This window comes from Streptomyces sp. NPDC048248 (genome assembly GCF_043201875.1).
GTDB lineage: Bacteria > Actinomycetota > Actinomycetes > Streptomycetales > Streptomycetaceae > Streptomyces.
This window is the reverse complement of the sequence record NZ_JBICZL010000035.1, coordinates 18,835-37,861: the sequence shown is the minus strand read 5'-3', so window position 1 is coordinate 37,861 and position 19,027 is coordinate 18,835. Positions and strand designations below refer to the sequence as shown.

18 protein-coding genes and 7 pseudogenes are annotated in these 19,027 nt (G+C 67.5%); 15 read left to right on the top strand and 10 right to left on the bottom strand.

The window, feature by feature from the left end:
- The 3 genes and pseudogenes from ACGFZW_RS37715 to ACGFZW_RS37705 all read right to left on the bottom strand — a co-directional run.
- Window positions 1-224: pseudogene (locus tag ACGFZW_RS37715) on the bottom strand (hypothetical protein); the annotation flags it as partial.
- A gap of 28 nt (window positions 225-252) precedes the next feature.
- Window positions 253-579: a plasmid stabilization protein gene (locus ACGFZW_RS37710; protein ID WP_393897854.1), complete on the bottom strand. Its 327-nt coding sequence runs from the start codon at window positions 577-579 to the stop codon at window positions 253-255.
- Between the two features lie 100 nt (window positions 580-679).
- Window positions 680-1,053, bottom strand: a pseudogene (locus ACGFZW_RS37705) (CBS domain-containing protein).
- Window positions 1,054-1,064: 11 nt separating this feature from the next.
- Here ACGFZW_RS37705 and ACGFZW_RS37700 point away from each other — a divergent pair.
- From ACGFZW_RS37700 to ACGFZW_RS37690, 3 pseudogenes are all read left to right on the top strand, one after another.
- Window positions 1,065-1,186 (top strand): annotated as a pseudogene (locus ACGFZW_RS37700) (plasmid stabilization protein); the annotation flags it as partial.
- Between the two features lie 126 nt (window positions 1,187-1,312).
- Window positions 1,313-1,426, top strand: a pseudogene (locus ACGFZW_RS37695) (LPFR motif small protein); the annotation flags it as partial.
- A gap of 877 nt (window positions 1,427-2,303) precedes the next feature.
- A pseudogene (locus tag ACGFZW_RS37690) lies at window positions 2,304-2,642 on the top strand (YihY/virulence factor BrkB family protein); the annotation flags it as partial.
- A 660-nt stretch (window positions 2,643-3,302) separates the two neighbouring features.
- Here ACGFZW_RS37690 and ACGFZW_RS37685 read toward each other — a convergent pair.
- Window positions 3,303-3,806: a nucleoside deaminase gene (locus ACGFZW_RS37685; RefSeq protein ID WP_393897853.1), complete on the bottom strand. Its 504-nt coding sequence runs from the start codon at window positions 3,804-3,806 to the stop codon at window positions 3,303-3,305.
- Window positions 3,807-5,198: 1,392 nt separating this feature from the next.
- Here ACGFZW_RS37685 and ACGFZW_RS37680 point away from each other — a divergent pair.
- The 5 genes and pseudogenes from ACGFZW_RS37680 to ACGFZW_RS37660 all read left to right on the top strand — a co-directional run bounded on the left by ACGFZW_RS37680 (window position 5,199) and on the right by ACGFZW_RS37660 (window position 7,237).
- The gene (locus ACGFZW_RS37680) at window positions 5,199-5,573 is read left to right on the top strand and encodes a hypothetical protein (RefSeq protein ID WP_393897852.1); all 375 of its coding nucleotides are present in this window, start codon (window positions 5,199-5,201) and stop codon (window positions 5,571-5,573) included.
- Between the two features lie 84 nt (window positions 5,574-5,657).
- Window positions 5,658-5,948, top strand: a complete 291-nt coding sequence (locus ACGFZW_RS37675) for a DJ-1/PfpI family protein (protein WP_393897851.1) — start codon at window positions 5,658-5,660, stop codon at window positions 5,946-5,948.
- 266 nt (window positions 5,949-6,214) lie between these two features.
- Entirely contained in the window at window positions 6,215-6,595 is a 381-nt protein-coding gene (locus ACGFZW_RS37670; protein WP_393897850.1) for a VOC family protein, read from the top strand.
- Between the two features lie 26 nt (window positions 6,596-6,621).
- A pseudogene (locus ACGFZW_RS37665) lies at window positions 6,622-6,795 on the top strand (IS701 family transposase); the annotation flags it as partial.
- A gap of 163 nt (window positions 6,796-6,958) precedes the next feature.
- The gene (locus tag ACGFZW_RS37660) at window positions 6,959-7,237 is read left to right on the top strand and encodes a hypothetical protein (protein WP_393897849.1); all 279 of its coding nucleotides are present in this window, start codon (window positions 6,959-6,961) and stop codon (window positions 7,235-7,237) included.
- Window positions 7,238-7,279: 42 nt separating this feature from the next.
- On the opposite strand, the gene ACGFZW_RS37655 is transcribed toward ACGFZW_RS37660, so the two are convergent.
- Window positions 7,280-7,864 carry a DinB family protein gene (locus tag ACGFZW_RS37655; protein ID WP_393897848.1) on the bottom strand — a complete coding sequence of 195 codons (585 nt, stop codon included), beginning with the start codon at window positions 7,862-7,864 and terminating at the stop codon, window positions 7,280-7,282.
- A gap of 176 nt (window positions 7,865-8,040) precedes the next feature.
- Window positions 8,041-9,357 carry an MFS transporter gene (locus ACGFZW_RS37650; RefSeq protein ID WP_393897847.1) on the bottom strand — a complete coding sequence of 439 codons (1,317 nt, stop codon included), beginning with the start codon at window positions 9,355-9,357 and terminating at the stop codon, window positions 8,041-8,043.
- Window positions 9,358-9,446: 89 nt separating this feature from the next.
- On the opposite strand from ACGFZW_RS37650, the gene ACGFZW_RS37645 reads away from it, so the two are divergent.
- The 3 genes from ACGFZW_RS37645 (at window position 9,447) to ACGFZW_RS37635 (ending at window position 11,526) form a co-directional block, all read left to right on the top strand.
- Window positions 9,447-10,424, top strand: a complete 978-nt coding sequence (locus ACGFZW_RS37645; RefSeq protein ID WP_393897846.1) for an ArsR/SmtB family transcription factor — start codon at window positions 9,447-9,449, stop codon at window positions 10,422-10,424.
- Window positions 10,425-10,769: 345 nt separating this feature from the next.
- Window positions 10,770-10,949: a hypothetical protein gene (locus ACGFZW_RS37640; RefSeq protein WP_393897845.1), complete on the top strand. Its 180-nt coding sequence runs from the start codon at window positions 10,770-10,772 to the stop codon at window positions 10,947-10,949.
- Window positions 10,950-11,214: 265 nt separating this feature from the next.
- The gene (locus ACGFZW_RS37635) at window positions 11,215-11,526 is read left to right on the top strand and encodes a hypothetical protein (protein WP_393897844.1); all 312 of its coding nucleotides are present in this window, start codon (window positions 11,215-11,217) and stop codon (window positions 11,524-11,526) included.
- Window position 11,527: 1 nt separating this feature from the next.
- On the opposite strand, the gene ACGFZW_RS37630 is transcribed toward ACGFZW_RS37635, so the two are convergent.
- The 3 genes from ACGFZW_RS37630 to ACGFZW_RS37620 form a co-directional block, all read right to left on the bottom strand.
- Entirely contained in the window at window positions 11,528-11,725 is a 198-nt protein-coding gene (locus ACGFZW_RS37630; RefSeq protein ID WP_393897843.1) for a hypothetical protein, read from the bottom strand.
- Between the two features lie 23 nt (window positions 11,726-11,748).
- Window positions 11,749-11,916: a hypothetical protein gene (locus tag ACGFZW_RS37625; protein WP_393897842.1), complete on the bottom strand. Its 168-nt coding sequence runs from the start codon at window positions 11,914-11,916 to the stop codon at window positions 11,749-11,751.
- 921 nt (window positions 11,917-12,837) lie between these two features.
- Entirely contained in the window at window positions 12,838-13,131 is a 294-nt protein-coding gene (locus ACGFZW_RS37620) for a DUF1330 domain-containing protein (RefSeq protein ID WP_393897841.1), read from the bottom strand.
- A gap of 187 nt (window positions 13,132-13,318) precedes the next feature.
- On the opposite strand from ACGFZW_RS37620, the gene ACGFZW_RS37615 reads away from it, so the two are divergent.
- Both ACGFZW_RS37615 and ACGFZW_RS37610 read left to right on the top strand, forming a co-directional pair.
- Window positions 13,319-14,221, top strand: coding sequence for a LysR substrate-binding domain-containing protein (locus tag ACGFZW_RS37615; protein WP_393897840.1), 903 nt, complete (start codon window positions 13,319-13,321; stop codon window positions 14,219-14,221).
- Window positions 14,222-15,106: 885 nt separating this feature from the next.
- Window positions 15,107-15,304, top strand: a pseudogene (locus tag ACGFZW_RS37610) (DUF1918 domain-containing protein); the annotation flags it as partial.
- 232 nt (window positions 15,305-15,536) lie between these two features.
- On the opposite strand, the gene ACGFZW_RS37605 reads toward ACGFZW_RS37610, so the two are convergent.
- Window positions 15,537-16,544 (bottom strand): recombinase family protein, encoded by a 1,008-nt coding sequence (locus tag ACGFZW_RS37605; protein ID WP_393897839.1) that lies wholly within the window; start codon window positions 16,542-16,544, stop codon window positions 15,537-15,539.
- Between the two features lie 475 nt (window positions 16,545-17,019).
- On the opposite strand from ACGFZW_RS37605, the gene ACGFZW_RS37600 reads away from it, so the two are divergent.
- Both ACGFZW_RS37600 and ACGFZW_RS37595 read left to right on the top strand, forming a co-directional pair.
- On the top strand, window positions 17,020-17,358 hold the full coding sequence (locus ACGFZW_RS37600) for a hypothetical protein (protein ID WP_393897838.1): 339 nt from the start codon (window positions 17,020-17,022) through the stop codon (window positions 17,356-17,358).
- A 275-nt stretch (window positions 17,359-17,633) separates the two neighbouring features.
- Window positions 17,634-19,007, top strand: coding sequence for a hypothetical protein (locus tag ACGFZW_RS37595; RefSeq protein WP_393897837.1), 1,374 nt, complete (start codon window positions 17,634-17,636; stop codon window positions 19,005-19,007).
- Window positions 19,008-19,027 lie beyond the last annotated feature (20 nt).

Below are 19,027 nucleotides of genomic sequence, written 5' to 3'. Positions count from 1 at the left end.
ACGCCGGCCACCGGCTCGCCGTCGAGCAGGGCAACGGCGAAGTCCTCGCCCAGGCTCCCCGGACGAAAGCTCCAGCCCAGCACAGCCGCGTAGAAGTCCTGCGTGGCCCGCAGGTCACGGGCCAGCAGATTCACCCAGCACGGTGCTCCACGCGCCGGGACGCCACCTGCCGGGGCGGGCTCCGCCGGAGCCGATTCAGAGGCTGACACGACTCTCCGAGTCATTACCGTGCGGACAGACGTGGCCGGAAGGTCAGCGGCCGAGGGCTTTGCGCAGTTCCTGCTTGTTCATGTTCGAGCGGCCGTCGATGTTCTTCTTCTTGGCCTCTTCGTAGAGCTGGTCCTTGGTGGGGCCGCCGGGCCCGCTGTGGGAGCGTTCCCCACCGCGCTGGGGGGCGGATTTCGGGTCGCGGGTGGAAGCCTTGCTCGCGGACTTCGCCTCGCCGGAGCGGGCGCGTTCCTTGTTCACCGTGCGGGCGGCGATCTCCTTCGCCCGCTTCTCGGACGTGCCGCGATCCTCGGCCTGATCCTTGATGTGCTCGTACTGACGTTCACGCTTCTTGCTCGAACCTGCAGGCACGATTGCTCACCCTTTCTTCGGTCTCCCGGCGGGACTGGGCCCGGCCCTACCAGTTCACGTCTGGTGGCCCGGCGCCGCCAGTCAGGCGGGGCCGTGGGCGTCAGTCGGTGGAGAGAGCTTCGAGAAGGCAGTCGACCTGTGGGTCGGGCAGAGCGCGGGCGAAGTCGGCCAGCGCCACCATGCCAACCAGGCGGTGCCCGTCGATGACGGGCAGCCGGCGGACCTTGTACAGGGCCATCGTGGCGAAGATCTCGTCAGCGCTGTCATCGGCGCCAATAGTGACGGCCTCGCCCTGGGCGAGTTCACCGGCCCGGGTCTGCTGCGGGGCGCGCCCCTTGCCCAGCACCTTGTCGGTGATCTCCCGGTCGGTCAGCCCACCTTGAGCTTGTCGTCGGTGCCACAGATCGGCAGCGCACCGACGCCGAGGTCGGTGAGCTTGCGGGCCGCGTCTAGGACGCTGTCGTTGGTGCCGATGCATTCGGCCGAGGGGCCGGCTCCGCTCCCGCAGCGGCACGCAGAGCCCGACGAAGGACCAGCTGTATGAAGAGGCGAAGAAAACGTCGAGGGCCGCTCGACGATGCTGAGGCTGCCCAAGGCCCTGGGCCGCTGGCCGCCCTCCGACCTGAAGTGGCGGAACGTTTTCTCGGACGACCACGGGGCACCAGCCCGGTGATCGGCCGTGCAGCGGCAAGCGGAACCGGCGCCCCGCGTCGGAGGAGGTCGGAGGTTCACCGTGTTGAGGGCAAACGCAGATGTTATTCGGTCGCTCGGCGGGGCCATTGCTGCCGTTGGCACCGGACCGTCCCGGGCTGTGGCCCGACTGTTCGGTGGTGCTTCGAGAAGCTCAAGCCCGGCTGGCACCCCCACCCAGCCGGGCTTGCGTCTGTCTGGCCCTGAAGAGAGGGCAATGACGCGCTGAGTCGCGCTGCCAGGTCCGGCTTGACAGCGGGTATGAGCGAAAGCAGCACCTTCTGGCCGGGAGATGTGAAGGGGCACCAGTTCCCCGTTCCTCCAAGGCTGCGCAGGCAAGGGCTGGAGACTGAAGGATCCCGTTCGCCCCGCCGAGTGACCGCGCGCCCCGGTGCGCGGAGCCCCCTGTCGGGGGTCGAAGCAGCGGCCAAGACGCGACTGCTGACCCGCGCCTGCGTCGCGCCATGCTGCCGCGTCCAAGCGCTGTGTGCAGACGTTGCGCTCCTCCAGGCCGTCGTCTTGTGGGTGTGACAAACGAGCACCCCGTGGCGCAGTTAGAGTAGCCGACTGGTCATCGGCCTCCGCGGATCCGACGGCTCCCCCCGTGGCGACCGACCTGCCGCCGGCGCGGGCGGCGCTGCCTCTCTCTGAGGCCCGCCTGCGCTGGCCCCTAATGAGCGCGTCCGTGTCCTGGACTTGTGTACCTGAGGTGAGCTTCCCTGTTGCTGCGGCCTCGACGAGGGCTGTGGGCCCCGGGCTCCGGCCGGCGAGGGCGTAGCAGGCGGGATTTTCTTGTGCCACTTCAGGGTCGATTCGCTCCCCTCGCTTTGCGCTCAAGCTTCCGCATCGACATAACGCCGTACGCCAACAGAGGCGCTTGCAGGCTCGACCTGTGTCACCCGCGCCACCAGGGAGGAAACCGGCTCATATGTCAGGATAAGCTGTGACTGTTAGGTCATCTGTGGCTTATGCCGAATGAAGAGCCCAGCGAACACGGTGGTAATTGACGCGTCAGGCGTGATGCTGACGCCAATGCGGGCCCCGACCCCCAGCTGGAGCGCCACGCGCCAGATACCCCGACGAAAGTAAGCAAGTCCTCGTGGTGGGCGGTCCTAAAACGCACGCTGAAGGAGTTCCAGCAGGACGAATTCCCCGACGGGGCCGCAGCTCTGACCTACTACGGGGTCCTGGCCTTCTTTCCCGCCCTCCTCGCCCTTGTCTCCTTGCTGGGGATCGCTGGCCAGCCCGCCACGCAAATGGTGCTGGACAACATCCAAAAGCTCGCGCCGGGCGCGGCGCGGGAAGTCATCACGAGCGCGGTGACCCAGCTGCAGTCGAGTAGCGGAACCGGTTGGGTGATGGCGATCGTCGGACACCGGAGTTTGGAAGAGCCGTACGTCGAGCCCCGGGACACCCGCAAGTGGACTGATGAGGACCGCAGGGGCATGGGAGACACCGGCCCCGCGGACCCCCACTCGGACTGACGGCTACGAGCGCTCCCACCGCGCCGCCCCGAGGATCCCACTGCGGATCCAAAGCCGTCAGCGCCTGGACACATCCCGGAGCCTTCGGTTCGTGCTCCAGCCATCAGAGGTGGAGCCTCAAAAGCCGACGTAACCGCGCTGAGCGGTGGCGCAAGACCCTCGGGCGTCGACCGGGACACCTCCCGTAGTCGTCCTCGGAAGAACCGCCCTCCGGTCCCTCGGCCCTCCGGTCCCTCGGCCCTCCGGCCCCTCAGCCCTCGGGGATGTGTGGGCAGGGCGCCGTGCCGGTGGTCCTTCCTCCACCCCTGTGACCCGGACCAGGACGGCCTGCGGCCTGTTGCCGCCTGCCGCCTGCCGCCCCGAACATCTCGGTGAGGTCCAGCGGCACAACCGTCAGCGCCCTTTCGTCACAAGAGCCTGGCTGGGTGGCCCTATGCTTGCCGGTTCGCCGCCGGGCCGCCGCCCGGCCTTCCCGTCTACTCGGCGCCGATCTAAGTTGTCGGCGACTGCCCTGCCGAAGCGGGCGGCGCTTGCCACGCTGGCTCTTTGTCAGTAGGCGGTGCGGTCGCTCTTGGCCAGCCACGTGTCAAAAGGGTGAGTCCGGTTGGGCAGGTCGAAGTGCTCGACCGTCAGTGGCCACACCGAGCGGGGCTGGTTCTCGAGCAGATCGTAGAACTTGCGGTCGTCGAAGCCGGCGACTGCGGCGTCGTCCCGGTCGGCGCCATGGACAAGCCGGTCCACGCGTGCATACAGGGCAGCGGCTAGGCACATCGGGCAAGGCTCACAGGACGTCACCAGCACGCAGCCCGCCAGGGAGAAGGTGTTCAGCTTCTTGCACGCGGCGCGCATCGCGCTGACCTCGGCGTGCGCGACGGGATCCAAGGCGGTAGTGACCTCGTTGCGTCCGGTGGCGATGACATCGCCGTCCTTGGCGACGAGGGCGCCGAATGGGCCGCCTCCCTTGGCCACGCTGGTAGTGGCCAAATTGATCGCCTCTTGCAGCCAGACGCGCTCCGGGCCCTGGATGTCTGTTTCTTGGGTGTGCGGGGTCATGATCGCTCCTTCGGAAATACGGGGCGGGCGATTGGGGCTCGCTGCGGCGTGCGCACGGACCGCTGTTCAGAGGGTTGTGGCCAGCCGGTCACAGAGCTGTTCCGGCGCATCCGGCGGTGGGTGAGGTTCAGGCCGCTGCCGTTCCGTGGACGATGGCTCGGGTGGCGGAGGTGGAGGTCGGCTCGCTGCCATCGCGTCGTCCCGCACATGTGTGTTCACGGGTGGCGGAGCGCCCCGGACGGTCCGGTGGCAGAGCCAGTACCCCTAGGCTTCGAAGGTATACGCGCTGCTGCAAGCTGCCGGTGCCCCACGGGCCGCTGGCCCGAAGACGCTCGGTCTGTGCGGTGGGGCCTCGGCGATCTCCGCGAAGTCCGGGGGAGAGGCAAGGGTTCGGCAGTCGTGTATGTGAGGTCTTCCCAGCTACGGATGACACCGGTCGTGGATACCCGGCTGGCGCAGGAGCCCCACCATATCGGCGGATTGAAGACGACATCCAGCGTCGGCCACCACCGTGCGGTTCCCCCGGACTGGAAGGAGACAGCCCCACACACGAGCCCCACTCGCCACGGCTCCACGATCCTCCGAACGCCACCGCTGCACGGCTACCGCCGGTGGCTGCCGGCAGAGCTCCTCCATGTTGGCTTCTCGCTCGGCGTCCGGCTGACGCAGAAGCTGACCCAGACCGCCTGGGTGCAAAGGGCGCACTGTTGGGCGAGGCCTGCGACCCCGTCTATAGCAACGAACAACGCGCCGTCGCGGACATGTAGTCTATGAATCTTCGCAGTTCAGAGACGAGACCCGAGCTTTTGTGGTCAGTAGGGTCGAGTACTAGAGGGGATCGATGCCGGGACCCCCGGGGGCTTTCTGCCTCTCGTGGCGGATGGACTACCCAGTCGAGTCCGCGCGTGACGCAGGCTCGGTCAGGGGAAATGTGCGGCACGTAGATTAGCTACACGTCAGCCCCGAGACGGGCGCGGGGCTCGCGTGCTGCACGCGGTGAATGCGAGATGCTTCTCTTCCATGGCAACGAGAGCCCGCCGCACGTCATGGGGTTCGAGGTGTAGCTAGCAGATTGGGGCGGTGAGCGCTCGCCCTCGTCAGCCAAGAGCCTCCAGCAAGCAAGCCCCGTCCTCTTCCCGGCCGCGGTCAACCTGCTCGGGCACCGGGTAGCAGCGGCGTGTTCCGGTGTTCTTGCAATCCGCTGACGCCCAGCAGCCGCGACCTGGGTGCAGCACGACCGTAGCCACCCTGTCGGACGCGTGCGATGCGGCCAGGACCGGACTGTAGGAGTGAGGCACCACCTCGATCGCTGCGGGCCGCGCAATGGCAGTTAGTCAGGCTCCGGCGCGCCCCTCAGCCCAGGGATTCGCACGGCGGAGCCGGGCAGGGAGCATGGAGGGCATGACTACTCATCATCCCGCCGAGCGGAGCGGTACCGGGTGTGGCTGGGTCGCCGCCTTCTCCGAACGGGCATCGAACGTCACCAGCTCGCCGCTGTTCTACGTCCTGTGCGTGTTCCTGGTGCTTGGCCTGGTCGCCGTACACCTCGCGCACTTGCCGGTGCCGTGGCTGATCTTCGCGGGGGATGTCATGGCGGCCATCAGCCTGCTCTTGCTGACTTTGCTGAAGAACATCGAGCGGCGTGACGCGCGCGCCGTTCAGCGCAAGCTGGATGCCATCGCGGCGGCAATGCTGGAGCAGCATGAGGGCGCGAGCCACACAGCGGCCGACGAGCTACGGCGTGCCATCCGTATGAAGGAGCAGTGACCGCGCTGCGTCACGGACCTCCGACGTCGAGGATCGGGATGTCGGCCGTACCTGCACCGTTACGCTCTCTCACCATGAGTGTCGGTGGATGACTTCGACGCCCTGATCCTGCCCGGCGGCGCGACTAACCCTGACAAGCTGTGCCAGGACGATGAAGCCGTGGCGTTTGTGCGGGCGTTCGTCACCTCCGGGAAGCCGGTCGGTGCGATTTGCCATGGGCCGGGGACTTTGACCGAAGCGGGTGTGGTGCGGGGCAGAACCCTGACGTCGTGGCCGAGCCTGCGCACCGACCTGCGCAACGCCGGCGCCACCGTCGTGGACGAGTCGTCATCGACAACGGTCTGGTCAGCAGCCGCACCTGGACGACTTGCCTGACTTTTGCGCCAAGATCGTCGAAGAGTTCGCCGAGGGGCGTCACCAGACCTGACCATCCGACCCAGTGCCAGGCCGCCGCCGATGACGGTGCGGCCCGTGTCTGTCCCGGGCTGGGCGCGCCGGGCTGCAATGTGTAGCTTCAGAGGCTGGCGGACGCGTGGGTAACGCGCGCCCAGGAAGCGGGCGAACTCCGCGGAGGGCAGCTGTTTAGCTGTGGGCCCCAACCGCACGAAGGCGAGTCGCGCGGCCTGCCCTAGCATCGAGGCATGCTCACGCTCGGAATCACAGTAATCGGTGTTGCGGACGTCGCTCGCGCTGCCGAATTCTGGACGACGGCGCTGGCTCTGACTCCCTCTCATGAGTGGAAGAGTGAGAACTGGCAGACGTTGTCCCGAAGTGACGGTTCGGGCCCTGCCCTGGGCCTCATGCGCAGCGAGTCCCCGGCCGAGCCCCGCCCGCGCATTCACCTCGACCTGTTCGTGGAGACTGCTGCTGAACAAGAAGCCGAGGTCGAACGCCTTCTCATGCTCGGTGCGACGAGGCCAGAATGGGACCTCTACCCAGAAAACCCGGACTTTGTTGTCCTGGCGGATCCTGACGACAACATCTTCTGCATCGTCGATCTGAGCCACGCGCCGAGCTGCTGATGGGGGACGAGGCACCTAGTACTCCACTGCTGGCACCGGTGGAGCGGGAAAACGGCTGGCAGCTCGCTGAGTACGCAGGTCACCGCGGGCCCGCCGGTTTCCAGCACCTGCTGAACGGTGCGTCCTGGGACGCTGACGAGGCCCGGGACGACCGTCAGCACTACGTTGCCGAGCGCCTCGGCGCCCCGGACGGGGTCCTGAAAGCCGCCTGACCGGCCTGCTCTGGTTATGGCGGGTACGCCATAACCAGGATGCCCGGGTTTGCCGGCACGGCCGCAGCGCGCGAGATGGAGTAGGCCAGCAGGCGGCGAAGCCGGCCCCAGCGCACGCTGCTGGGGACGCTTCCCTACCTGCGAGGTGGCCATGACGAATTTTGCAATCACCGTCGGGGCCGGCAAGGTCACGGTGACCTTCACCGACGTGTCATCTGATGAGGACAGGAGCAAGATCGGCAAATTCGTGTTGAGCCTGGCCATCCAAGAGAAGGAACTGACGGTCGCGAGCGGGAGTGGATACGAAACGAGCGTGAGCGAATATCACGTCAGGTATCCGCACAACGGCTCAGTTACCCGTGAGTACCAGCGGTTGCTCGCCGAACGGATCCACGAGCAAATCCCCGGAATCATCGAGGCAGGAGGCTGACAGCAATTCGCCTCCTTTGGCAGTCCGCTCCTGCAGCCGCTTTTAAGCCTTGAATGATTCGGCCGACCTGGCGGTTTGCTCGATCTTCGCGCAGTGGGCTGCACGGGCTTCCTCGTCGATCTGCCTCTCGTGTTCGGCGCGCAACCCGGTCCGGCCGTCGAGGCCCTCGCGCAGGATGTCGGCGTGCCCGGTGTGCCGGGTGGTCTCGGCGAGGACATGGGTCATGACGGCGAACAGGTTGGTGTTCGGACAAGGCTCCGGCCACCACGGCACGTGGCCGGGGGCGTCGAGGGGAAGCTCGTTGATCGTCGCGTCGGAGTGTTCCCACGTGCGCCGGCAGAACGCGATGATCTGATCGCGGGTCTCGTCCTCGGCCGCCCACTGATCGCTGCCGTCGGAGTCCTGCCACCGGCACAGCGGTTCCGGGGAAGGGCGGTCGAAGACCTCGCCGAAGTACCTGGCCTCGACGGTGGCCACGTGTTTGACCAGGCCGAGGAGGTTGGTCCCGGTCGCCGTCAAAGGTCGGCGGGCGTCGTATTCGGACAAGCCGTCGAGTTTCCAGAGCAGCGCCTCGCGGTCCCGCCGCAGTCTCCCGTGCAGGTTGTCCTTCGCGAATTCATCGATCATGCGGCATGAACCTTTCATGGTCTGTTCGTGGTCTCAAGATCCCGTACGTGGTCCGCAACGGCAGGAAGAGCCGAGGCCAAGGACTCCTCACACAATGAGCTCCCGGGGCTGGCTGTCTGTCAGTGAGACGTGGGGGTGGGGGCGTGACGGCTCGCGGTCGACCCGACCTGCGACGGTTACTGCGCAGGAGGACCACACGCATGCTGTTCGGTGCTGTTCTCTGATCCCGTTGAGTAGTTCGGGACGGGGACCAGGGAGGTGGACGGGTGCCAGGTGAGAATCCAGCCGGCGGTAAGCGCCACCGCGCCGCCTGCCAGGGCGATTGCGCCGCCTGTTCCAATGCCTGCGGCCACCGAGCCCAAGCAAACCGGCCCGACGCCCTGTAGCGTCATGCTGCCGGAGCCGAGCAAGCCGAAGGCCTGGCCTTGGCCATCCTGCGGCAGGGCGTCCAGGAACGGCCGTTGCAGGCCGAGACCGTAGGCGTATCCGAAGCCGCAGAGCAGCAGCAGACAGGACGAGACGCCCAGTCCGGGCTCGCCAGCAAAGCCGATCAGCGGCAGCCCCGCCAGCGCAACCAACGGGACTACCAGTCGCTCCCGGGCGCGTGGCCGTAGCAGTCGACCCACCAGCAGGTCACCGACAAGCATGCCAACCGGCAGACAGCCCATCAGCACCGCGTACCAGCCGGGCGCGAAGTGACGTTCTCCCGCGTAGGCGACGATGAGGCCTTCCGCGCCCGCTACGAACGCGGGCGGTAGCCACTGGGCCAGCATCAGTCGTCGCACCGTGCGTCCGCGCAGCAGCAGGCCGGCACCATGCAGGCTTGCACGAACGGCCCCGCTATCGCTCCCAGCGCTGCCGGGTGTGCTGCCGAACTCTCCCGGCTGCAGCCGGGGTAGCCGGATGCGGATAGCAAGTGCGCAGCCGAGGTAAAGGACGGCGCTGACCGCGAGCGCCCGGCGTGGGCCGAGTGCCGCGACGACCGCACCTCCCAGCGCCAGGCCGAACAATTGCGCGCCGGCGCCAGCGATGTTGTTCAGTGACCGGCCCAGTACATAGGCGTCGCCCTCCAGCGACTGCGCGACCAGCCGACTCGACGCGCCGTGAAACACCGGTGTGGCGAGGGAGACCAGCGCCACGACACCGAGGCTTGCCGCGATCGGCATCCGCACCAGGGCGAGCAGCAGGGCGGCGGCGCACGTCAAGGCGTAGCCGCCGGTAATGAGCGCGCGGGGCGGCAGTCGGTCGGCCAGTGAGCCCAGCAACAGCGAGCCGAACAGCTGCGGGATGAAGCCGATGCCGAAGGCGACTGCGCTCAGCAGCGGAGAGCCGGTGGCCGAGAAGACCAGAACCGAGAACGTGGTGATCCGCAGCGCGTCCGCAGTGATCGAGACGGCGCGGGCGGAGAAGAGCAGCCGGAATCGCGGCTCGGCCAGCACCTCCCGGTAGGTGGCACGGTGGTTGACCTGCGCGGGTTCGGTGGTTGGGGTCATGGCGTCGAGCCTCGCCGTGCGCCCACGCCACTCACCAATGATTCGTCGCTGGACGAATCGGAACAGGCGTCCCCGCGTAGCATGGCGGCGTGCTCCGCTTCGAAGTCTCCATTGAGGACCTGCTGCGCAGCCGCTTCGCACTGTCGCCCGCACTGGACCTCTGCTTACTGCTTCGCTCGCTCGCCGGCCTCGGCCAGCCGCTGCCGCGAGCCTGGGCCACCCGGCTCCTGCCGGTCTTTGAACGGCTTCGCCGCGAGACCGAACTGAACGCCGCCCTCGCCCTGCACGCCCCGCGATCCGGACCGAACTTCGTCGCCCCGCCCCCGCGCGGCCTCAACCAGACCTGGGCAGACGACCTGGCCATGATCCGGGCCACACCGCTGGAAGCGGCCCGCCACGAATTCGCCACCACCGCGACCACCCCGTCCGCCCGTGATCCCCGCGTACGCGCAGTGCTGGACTCGACGGACGCCGTCTCCAGGATCGCCGAGGCGATGGACCAGGCGTGGCACGAGCTGCTCGCCACGGATTGGCCGCAACTGCGCGCGATCTGTGAGCGCGATGTCGTGCACCGGGTGGGGGTGATCGGCGAACACGGATGGGCCACGACCATCGAGAGCCTGCACCCGGGCATCGCCTGGCACGCCGGCGGTATCGAGCTCGGATCGTTCCGAGGCGGAACAGTCCGCCTCGCCGGCGACGGGCTACTGCTGATCCCTTCGGTCTTCGTCGCGAATATCGCCGCCCACCTGGAAGACCCCTGGCCCAGGACCTTGGTCTACCCTGCCCGCGGCACCGCTGCCCTGTGGGGCGAGCAGGAGACCGTCCCTCAACCGGACGCGCTGACCGCTCTGGTCGGCCGGGCCCGAGCCCGGCTGCTGGTGGCGCTGGACGCCCCGGCCAGTACCAGCCACCTCGCCCGAAGCCTCGCCATGGCACCCGGCGCGGTAGGAGACCACCTCGCCATCCTGCGAGGCGCGGGGCTGCTCGTCCGCGCCCGGTCCGGACGGTCGGTGCTCTACCGGCGCACCCCGCTCGGCGAGGCGCTGGTCGCCGGTTCGGGCTGAGGGCTCAGATCAGCGACACCGACCCCGGCCTCCGGGAACATTGGTCAGCCGTTGGCGCTGAGGACGATCACGTTTGGCTAGCGGGCCGAAGAGCCAATTTGATCATGGTCCGCAACGAGGGAACCCCGCCCCTTGTGGGCGTGTAGTGGAAATCCCGGGGCCGCGGAACCCGTCGCACGTGACTGATGGGCAGGCACTTCGGCCACAGCAGCTGGTCCTGTTACTCCGTGCGGGTGCCTCCGGCACTCAACGGCTCAGCTATGTGACCTGCGGGGTAGGCAACAGGGCCCGACCGTGCCACCTCCTCGCAGAGGGCACGTGCCAAAAGGACGAAAGGGAACACTCGTGACTGACTACCTCGGAGGCGTCAGCGGCACCGCTGGCAACACCTTGGGCGGCGTGGTCGACACCGTGGGGAGCCTTATCAACGACATCATCAAGGCCGGTCCGGGCGGGACGATCACGCAGGACATGGTTGACCAAGCGAACAAGGTCAAGCCCGCCGTAGACAAGGCCAACGGCTGACCTCACAGCCACTGCGTCCGGCCTCGGGGGACATTGGTACAGCGATTGACACCAAGGCGATGATCTTGGTCAGGCCGGTGCTCCGAGGTCGGTGACGCGGTTCTCGTACTCGTGTCGGGCCTTGCGCTGGGCAGGGACGACAGGGACGACAGGGACGCCCTGGCCGCCGTCGAGCGGTTGGCAGCGGGTGAGGAAGCCGGCGGTGGACTGCTGGCTCGGCCGTGATGCGCAGGGTGTAGCCCTGGCCACGCCGTACAGTCACCCCGTGGTCGAGGGCGGTCCGCTCGGTGGGCTCCAGTTCGACGGTACGGAGGAAGTCGGCGACCTTGCCGGGCATGGCGAGGGTGACCGGCAGCTCCGGGACAGGGACGTCCTCCTCGGTGGCGGTGTGCTCGGGCATGAGGTCGGCGACGGCGGTGCGGATCGCGCCGCGGCTGACGCCGTGCTCCCGGGCGAGGGCGGCGATGGAGCGGCCTTCCAGGTACGCGGTGCGTACGTCGGCGGTCTTCGCGGCCGCCACGGCGGGCGGCGTCCGCCCTTGCTGCCCTTGGCCTCGGCGGCGCGCAGTCCGTCGTAGGTCAGCTCGCGCTGGAGTTCGCCGGCCGCGGCGAGGTGGACAGCAGCTCGCCGGTGCGCGGGTGGCGGGCGGTGAGGTCCCTCGCGGAGAACGCGCCGTCGTGGATGCGCAGGGCGACCTGGTCGCGGTGGAGGACGTCGAGCACGTCGAGGATGTGGCCGGTGCCGCGGACGAGGCGGAACATCTCGGAGATGTGCACGGTGTCGCCCGGCCGCCCGTAGTTCAGCAGCTCGCGGAACTTCGGCCGCTGGAGCGGGTGGAGGCGGCTGGAGGTGCCGGGTCTGCCTCGAAGACGACCGGGTCCTCGATGCCGGCCGCAAACAGGACGAGGTTCTGCGGGGCGGTTGCCTGCTGGTCGGTCGAGACCCGCTTGTAGACCAGGTTCGCCACTCGGGGGCCTCTTCCGTACGGAGAATCGGACCCTATCTGTCGTCAAACCCTGTCAGCAATCACCATCGGATCTGGTTGGATTCGGGCCGCCTCGAACCCCTGGATTGCACGGGTCCATTGGACGCCTCGGCTCCCTGTCGGCGAACGATCGTTCGACGACAGGGATACCGGTCCGCAACGGGCGACTTGCCAGGGCCGCCGCGGATGGTTCGTATGATCCGCCCGTGTCAGAGCCGCAGAACTCTCCAGCGCGCCCGATCATGCGCCGGGTTCGCTCCGGAGTGCGCTCCTCTGGTGGGACGAGGCGATGCCGCGAAGGGCATTTAGCGAAAAAGGACGAAGTGCATCGCCGTGCGTATCGAATGCTCGGCGGGTCCAACCCGCGGGACGGGCCGGCCATGATTGAACCCGTCGCCGATCTCGTTCGGTACTACCTCCGTTCACTCCCGGCCCACACACCAGCGGTGAACCTCTCCACCCACTGGCTCTTCCCAGGCCGCCGCCCGGGCCAGCCGGTGAACACCTCCACCCTGCGCGACGCCCTCGCGACCTCGGCATCCCCAATCAACGCGCCCGCACCTCCGCTATCCGACACCTCGTCCTCCAAGCCCCAGCCCCCGCCATCGCCAAGGCCCTCGGATACCACGGCAAAACGATCACCCGCCTGGTCGCCGAAGCCGGCGGCACCTGGAGCCGATACGCCCTGGCGACCACACACGGTGACAAGACTTCCGCCATCCCAGAGGAGTATGCGACTCCTCAACATGCGGGCCTACTATCTCAACCCCTGGGATCAGGCCGTCGAGGACGTCGAGGACGAACTGGGACGCGGGGCATGGCTTCGAACTCGTCTCGTGAGTCGTCGTTCAGCACCGTGTGCGTATCAGGTGACGGATGCTCAGCGATGGCTGGGCCCCCCAGTCAGTCGATGCCTTCGATGATGCGGAAGTCGCGCTCGACGCCGTCGGGGAGGGCCACCAGCGCCTTCTGGTATGCCTCGCTCTCGTATGCCGCGACGGCCTGTTCAAAGCTGTCGAACTCGATCAGAACGACGCGTTGCGTGATTCCGGCCTCGTGGGCGACGACTCGACCGCCACGGGACAGGGTCCGCCCGCCCCCAGCCTGGACGGCCGGACGGGCCAGCTTGCCGTAGGCAGTCAGCCTCTCAGGGTCGGAAATGGCGGGGTAGACACTGACCCAGTAGCCCTTAGACATGGAAACCTCCTGTGTTCGGCCGGACACGTCCGACTTCGAATTGACACTCAGATCGATCGATCCCGGCGACGGGTACTGCGGTCAGTGAATCGTCATATGCGCAGGTTAGGGCTTGATGTGCGGTCGAGGGAAAGACCGGTACGGGATAGGCTCAGAACGGATCGTTATCAATCGGCAGGGAGAGCACATGGCACCGGATACGGTGAGCCTGCGGTACTTCCTGGTGCTGGCGCAGGAGTTGAACTTCACCCGCGCAGCCGCACGGATCGGTATCGCACAGCCCGCACTCAGCGCCCGGATGCGCCGATTGGAGGCGGAACTCGGCACGGCCCTACTGGTCCGCAACACGCGTAGCGTCGTATTGACCACGGCCGGTGCGGCTTTGGCGGAGTCCGCCCCGCCCGCGCTGGCGGCCCTGGACCGGGCATGGGACACCGCCCGGAGCGCGGCGGCCGGTGAACTGGGCACGCTGCGCATCGGATACAGCCTCAGCGCCGGGGCCGAGACGGCACCGGCCCTGGTGGACAGGCTGATTCGCGGCAACAGCGGACTAAAGGTCGGCGCGGTCCCGATGGCGACACCGGAGATCTCCCCCGCGGTCGCCGACGGCCGCATCGATGCCGGTATCACCCGCGGTGAACAACCGGGCCGTGGCGTGCGACGGTTCCTGCTGCGGCGTGCGCGCATCGGGGTCCAGCTGGCGCAGCACCATCCGCTGGCCGAACACCCGGAGATCGAGATCGCCGACGCGGCCGCGTATCCGCTGCGACTCCCGGACCGTGCAGCCAACCCCGTGATCCACGATCAGCTGTCCGCACTGTTCCGAGACACCCGACCACACCCCCGATTCCACACGCGCGCAGTCTCTTTCGACATGTCTCAGCGCGACCTGCGCGACGGGGTCACCCTCGCCCCGGCCGGAGAAACCGCGGCCACGGCATCACCGGCCGGTCTCACCTGGCGACCGCTGCGGGGCGCACCCAGCCTGACGATCCACCTGGTCCTCCCACGCGAGCAGTCGCCACTACACCGCCGCATCCGTGCCGTCGCCAAAACCCTGGCGCACGAGCTGCACTGGCTGCCGGACTGACGCGCAAGAGGTCAAGCGAGACAGGCGCCTGCGGTGGCGAGGCCGAAGACCCTGCGCCCGGCGGACTTCGCGGTGATGACGACGACGGCGGTCTTGCTGAATGTCCGACACGACCTCGCTACGCCGGCGGATCAGCATCCGATGATGGCCCCGGGGCCGGTCCGAGTCGTACACCGCGGCGACGTCCTCGCCCAGCCCGAGACCTCGGCGGATACCGCGCCTCGCCGACGCCGAACCGGACAAGCACGGGTAACCGGCGGGAACGCCCGCCGTCAACGGCGTCCATGACGTCGGTCAATGCTTAACGCCAACCACTGTTCCATTGCTCCCCGAGGCGCCGAACCACGATAAAACCGCTACCCGGCCGGAGTTGGCGACTGGGCCGGCAAGGACCGCACCGACGATTCAGCTGCGGCCGCCCTCGGCCTTGGGGACCAACGGAACAGCCGTCAGCGCTAAGCACTTGATCTTCGGCCTCGGGGAACATCGGTACAGCCGTTGGCGCTGAGAACGATCATGGTCCGCTAGCACACCGGCTGAGGACTCCGATGGGGTTCGCGGAAAGATCGCCGGGCCGGGGTCGGGGCTGGTTACGGTCCGCCTCGTGCCGGTTGAGTTTCTGACTGATGAGCAGGATGCGGCGTAAGGGAAGTTCGCCGAGGAGCCGACCCGTCCCGAGGAGCTGGAGCGGTTCTTCTTCCTGAATGACGTCGACCGCGATCTGATCGCGCTGCGACGCCCCATGCGGGCGCGACCCCTCGACGACGCGAGCATTGAACAGGCACCGTTGGTGACCGGTTGGGTACTGTCTGCCGCAAAGGGTGTGACGCTGGCTGATCAGCAGGGTCACTGCGCTAGGACGCAGCAGAGAGGAAGGCAACGACGCACGCCTCTAAAGGGGACCGCCTGGTAATGCATGGCCGAGTCATCGGCAAGCAGGATCAGGTCGTGGAGATCGTCGAGGTTCTCGGGCCGGACGGAACACCGCCTTACCGCGTGCGCGCCGAAAACGGCCACGAGACCATCATGTCCCCTGGGCCAGACACTGTGGTCGACCACCGCAGGGCGGCCGACGAAGGCTGACAGGCCAAAACCGCACAGACTCTGAAGGGCCCGCCACATGGCGGGCCCTTTCTCATGTCCGCATCGCTCCGAAGGACGGAATCCGGATGTCGGAAGCCACCCGACACCGGACGCACCCCCGAACCGAGAACCGCGTCAGCACGCCCAGCCGATCGGACCATGATCGTTCTCAACGCCAACCGCTGTACCGATGTCCCCCGAGGCCGATCTTGATCCCTGGGCAGGGCAGCTCTTACCGCATCTCGGCGTTCGGGTGGGGCTGGGCCTGGAGCCGTTCGCGTAGCTCGATCTCCTCGGCGGTGAGCGGCTCTCCGGGCCGGCGGATGCGGACGGGCTTGGGCAACATCGGCAGGTCGTCGTCCACCGCGGCGGCCTCGGCTTCCGCGAGGGCCCGGTACAGCGAGGCGACCGAGGGAGACTTGCCCGCGTTCTTGCCGACCTTGATGGTCAGCTTCTTCGCGATCTCGGGGACGGGGACGCCCTTGTCCTTCAGTACGACGGCGAAGGTGAGCATGTCGTCGTCGATGACCTTCGGGCGTCCGCAGTGGTTGCCCTTGGACGCTGCGAGGACCTGGCCCTCCAGGGTCTTCTCCCGGATGTAGTTGCGCTCGATCTGTCCGGCGACGGCGAGCACAGCGAAGAACATCGCGCCCATACCGCCCGGGTCGTAGATCCCGGCGAGGGGGCCGGTGAGGAGTTCGAGCTGGATGTCGCCGGCCTGGAGCTCGGCGGACAGGGTCATCAGCTCGGCCGCGTTCCTGGCGAGGCGCTTGAGTTCGTGCACCGTGAGGATGACGGGTGTCTGGGGGGCGGCCTCCTTGAACTGGTGGGCTAGGGCGAGCGCCTTCGCCAGCTCGGGCCGCACCTTCACCCGGGTGCTGATCTGCTCCTTGAAGACCTTGTGGCACTCCGCCCGGTGCAGGGCTTCGAGCTGGCTCGCCAGTTCCTGGCGGGCTGTCGATGTCCTCGCGTATCCGATCCGTACCGGTCGTTCGGTGCGGGGCGCGGGCACGATCGCGAGCGGCGGCTGCTGCTTCCACGCGCGGCCGGGGTGCCGGTCGGCGGGGACGGGGATCTGAAGTTCCTCGCGGAGCGCGGGGACGAGGACAAAGCGCGGGGTGTGGTACTTCGCGGCGGTCTTCCCGCCCCGGGTGCGGCAGACGCTGCCCGCGGGCGCGTCACAGTTCGGACAGTCGTGACGTTCTACCGCGACTGCGGCCTGATCGGGCGTCAAATCCATGGAGGCAGCCTCTCAGAAGTGCCTCGCACAACATGCAGGTTTCGAGGGGACTTCTGCGAACGGCGACCTGCGGAAACGTGATCACCCGGGGACCGTTCTCAGAACTCTCACAGATGACCATTTCTGCGAATGACCGTGCGTGACGCCCACCCCGGTGCGGGCATCTCGTTGTGACTGCGCGCTTCACCTGGCGAGCGAGTGTTTGAGTTGGCGGATCTGAGCGTCATGGTTGGCGGCCATGTTGCGACTTTTCGAGGCAGATGAAACTGGGTCGAGCCAGGTGACACCGGAAGTACCTCACGACGGCCGTGAGTTGGCCCGGGGCACCACAGCGAGAAGCGTGGAGGTCTCGGCGGGTTTCAGCCTGAAGGCCGGATTTCGCTCTTTCTCTCCTTGCGGATGATCCGTTTCTCTTGGCGGGCGCCGTCCGGCGATCGTCGGTCGGACCGGATGCAGCCAGTTCAAGGGGTACATCGTGACTAGCAACGAGGAAGCGGCCGCCACGGCCATCACCGACGAAGCGATTCAGCAGCTCCCGTTGGTGGTCCAGGTGCAGCCGCCGGCCGTCGCCGATGCCCGAGACGCGTTGCTGCGGGCCATCGGCCAGGAAGCCCAGCACGTCGCGGACAAGTATGCAGGCCAGGCATCCCAGGCCTTGGGAGAGCTCGCCCGCGCCTACGCCCTGGTGCTCTTCGACCCCGGGACCGCGGCAACGGACCAGCCGGGAGTCGCGGTGCGGCGGAAGGTCGCCTTCGATACCCGGTTCATCGAAACGCTGGAAAATGCGGGGCTGCCAGTGGATCAGGCTCGATGAGCATCCCTCGCTGACTGCGCCATGAGAGCCGTCGCTGGACCTTCCCTCACGGCAGCAGTCCGCGGTAGTGCCCGGCCCTACGTCACTCTTCCCGCATGCCGGGGGAACTCAGAACCCGGCACTCCACTGTCCAGCACGAGACTACCCATGGTGGCCAGATAGCTACTTACCGTGGTGGGTGTGGAGTGATGGGGTGAGGGTGCGGACCTCCGTTCTGGGGGCTGCCGTGGGGACGCTGAGGCGTCTTTGCGCTGCGCTATCCACGTAGGAGTCATATGTCCACTGATGAAGCAGTCTCGGCAGCGGCCCCCGAACACCGGCTGGGTTATGACCACGCTGTCCCGACTGTGCAGGACATAGACCGCGCCGAGCTCGCTCGTAAGGAACTGGCCGCGCGTGGCGCGGAGGTGACGACCTCCACGCACTGGTGGGGCTTCGCGCTGCACCTGAATGCCCAGGCCGCGAACACGGCCGCGGACATCAGCGACCTGATCGGTGACGTGGCGGGCAACATCCTGCCATCGCCGTTCAACAAGATCGTTGAGGCGTACTGCAAGATCAAGGCCGCGCTGATCAAGGCCGTGTCCGCCGGATACGGCTGCCGCCTGGTCTCCCCGTGGTTCGCCCCGGGCATGCTCATCCCGATCAGCAAGGCCCCCGACAACGACACCAGCCTGTGGTGGACAGTCTTCCAGGAGGGCAAGGGCTGGAGCGACGACCAGCGGTTCACCGGCCACACCAGCCAGGACAACCCTGCCCTGGCCGCCCTGGGCGGCAAGCTGTGGGCGATCCACCGCGGCGGCGGCTCCGACAAGAGCCTGTGGGAGACCCACTACGTCCCAGCCCCGCCCCCGAACTACACCCCCAGCGCCGGCTGGAGCCCCGACACCTCCTTCCCCGGACACGCCAGCGACGCCGGACCGGCGGCAGCGGTGTACGAAGGCAAGCTGTATGTCGTCCACAAGGGCAACGGCAGCAACAAAAGGCTGTGGTGGACCTCGCGGACCGCCACCGGCACCTGGACCCGGGATACAGAACTGCCCCACCACGGCACCGACACCGGGCCGGCCCTGGCCGTCTACGGCGGCTACCTGTACTGCGTCCACAAGGGCAACGGCGACGCCGGCATGTGGTGGACCCGCTTCGACGGGAACAGCTGGAGCGGGGACACCCGCATTCCCAACGTGGCGACCTCCTCCAACCCGGCTCTGGCCGTCTACACGGTCAACAACCGGACAAGGCTCTACTGCGTCCACAAGGGCAATGGCGACGCCAGCATGTGGTACACCACCTTCGACGGCAGCAACTGGAGCGGGGACACCCGCATTCCCAACGTGGCGACCGCCGCCGGACCGGCCCTGGCCGTCTTCAAGAACAAGCTGTACGCCGTCCACCGCGGCAACAACGACCAGAGCCTGTGGTACACCACCTTCAACGGCACCAGCTGGACCGGGGACACCAAGTTCCCCGGACACGCCAGCGGCGCCGGACCGGCCCTGATCGTCTACCGCGACCCGTACGGCACCGAAGACCAACTGATGTGCGTCCACCGCGGCGGCGGCACCAAGAGCACCACCCCCGGCGACACCGACACCACCGAACCGGCCGCCGCGGACACCACACCGGGCAACGAGCCGACCGCAAGCTGACCCCCGTCCAAAGAGGAGAC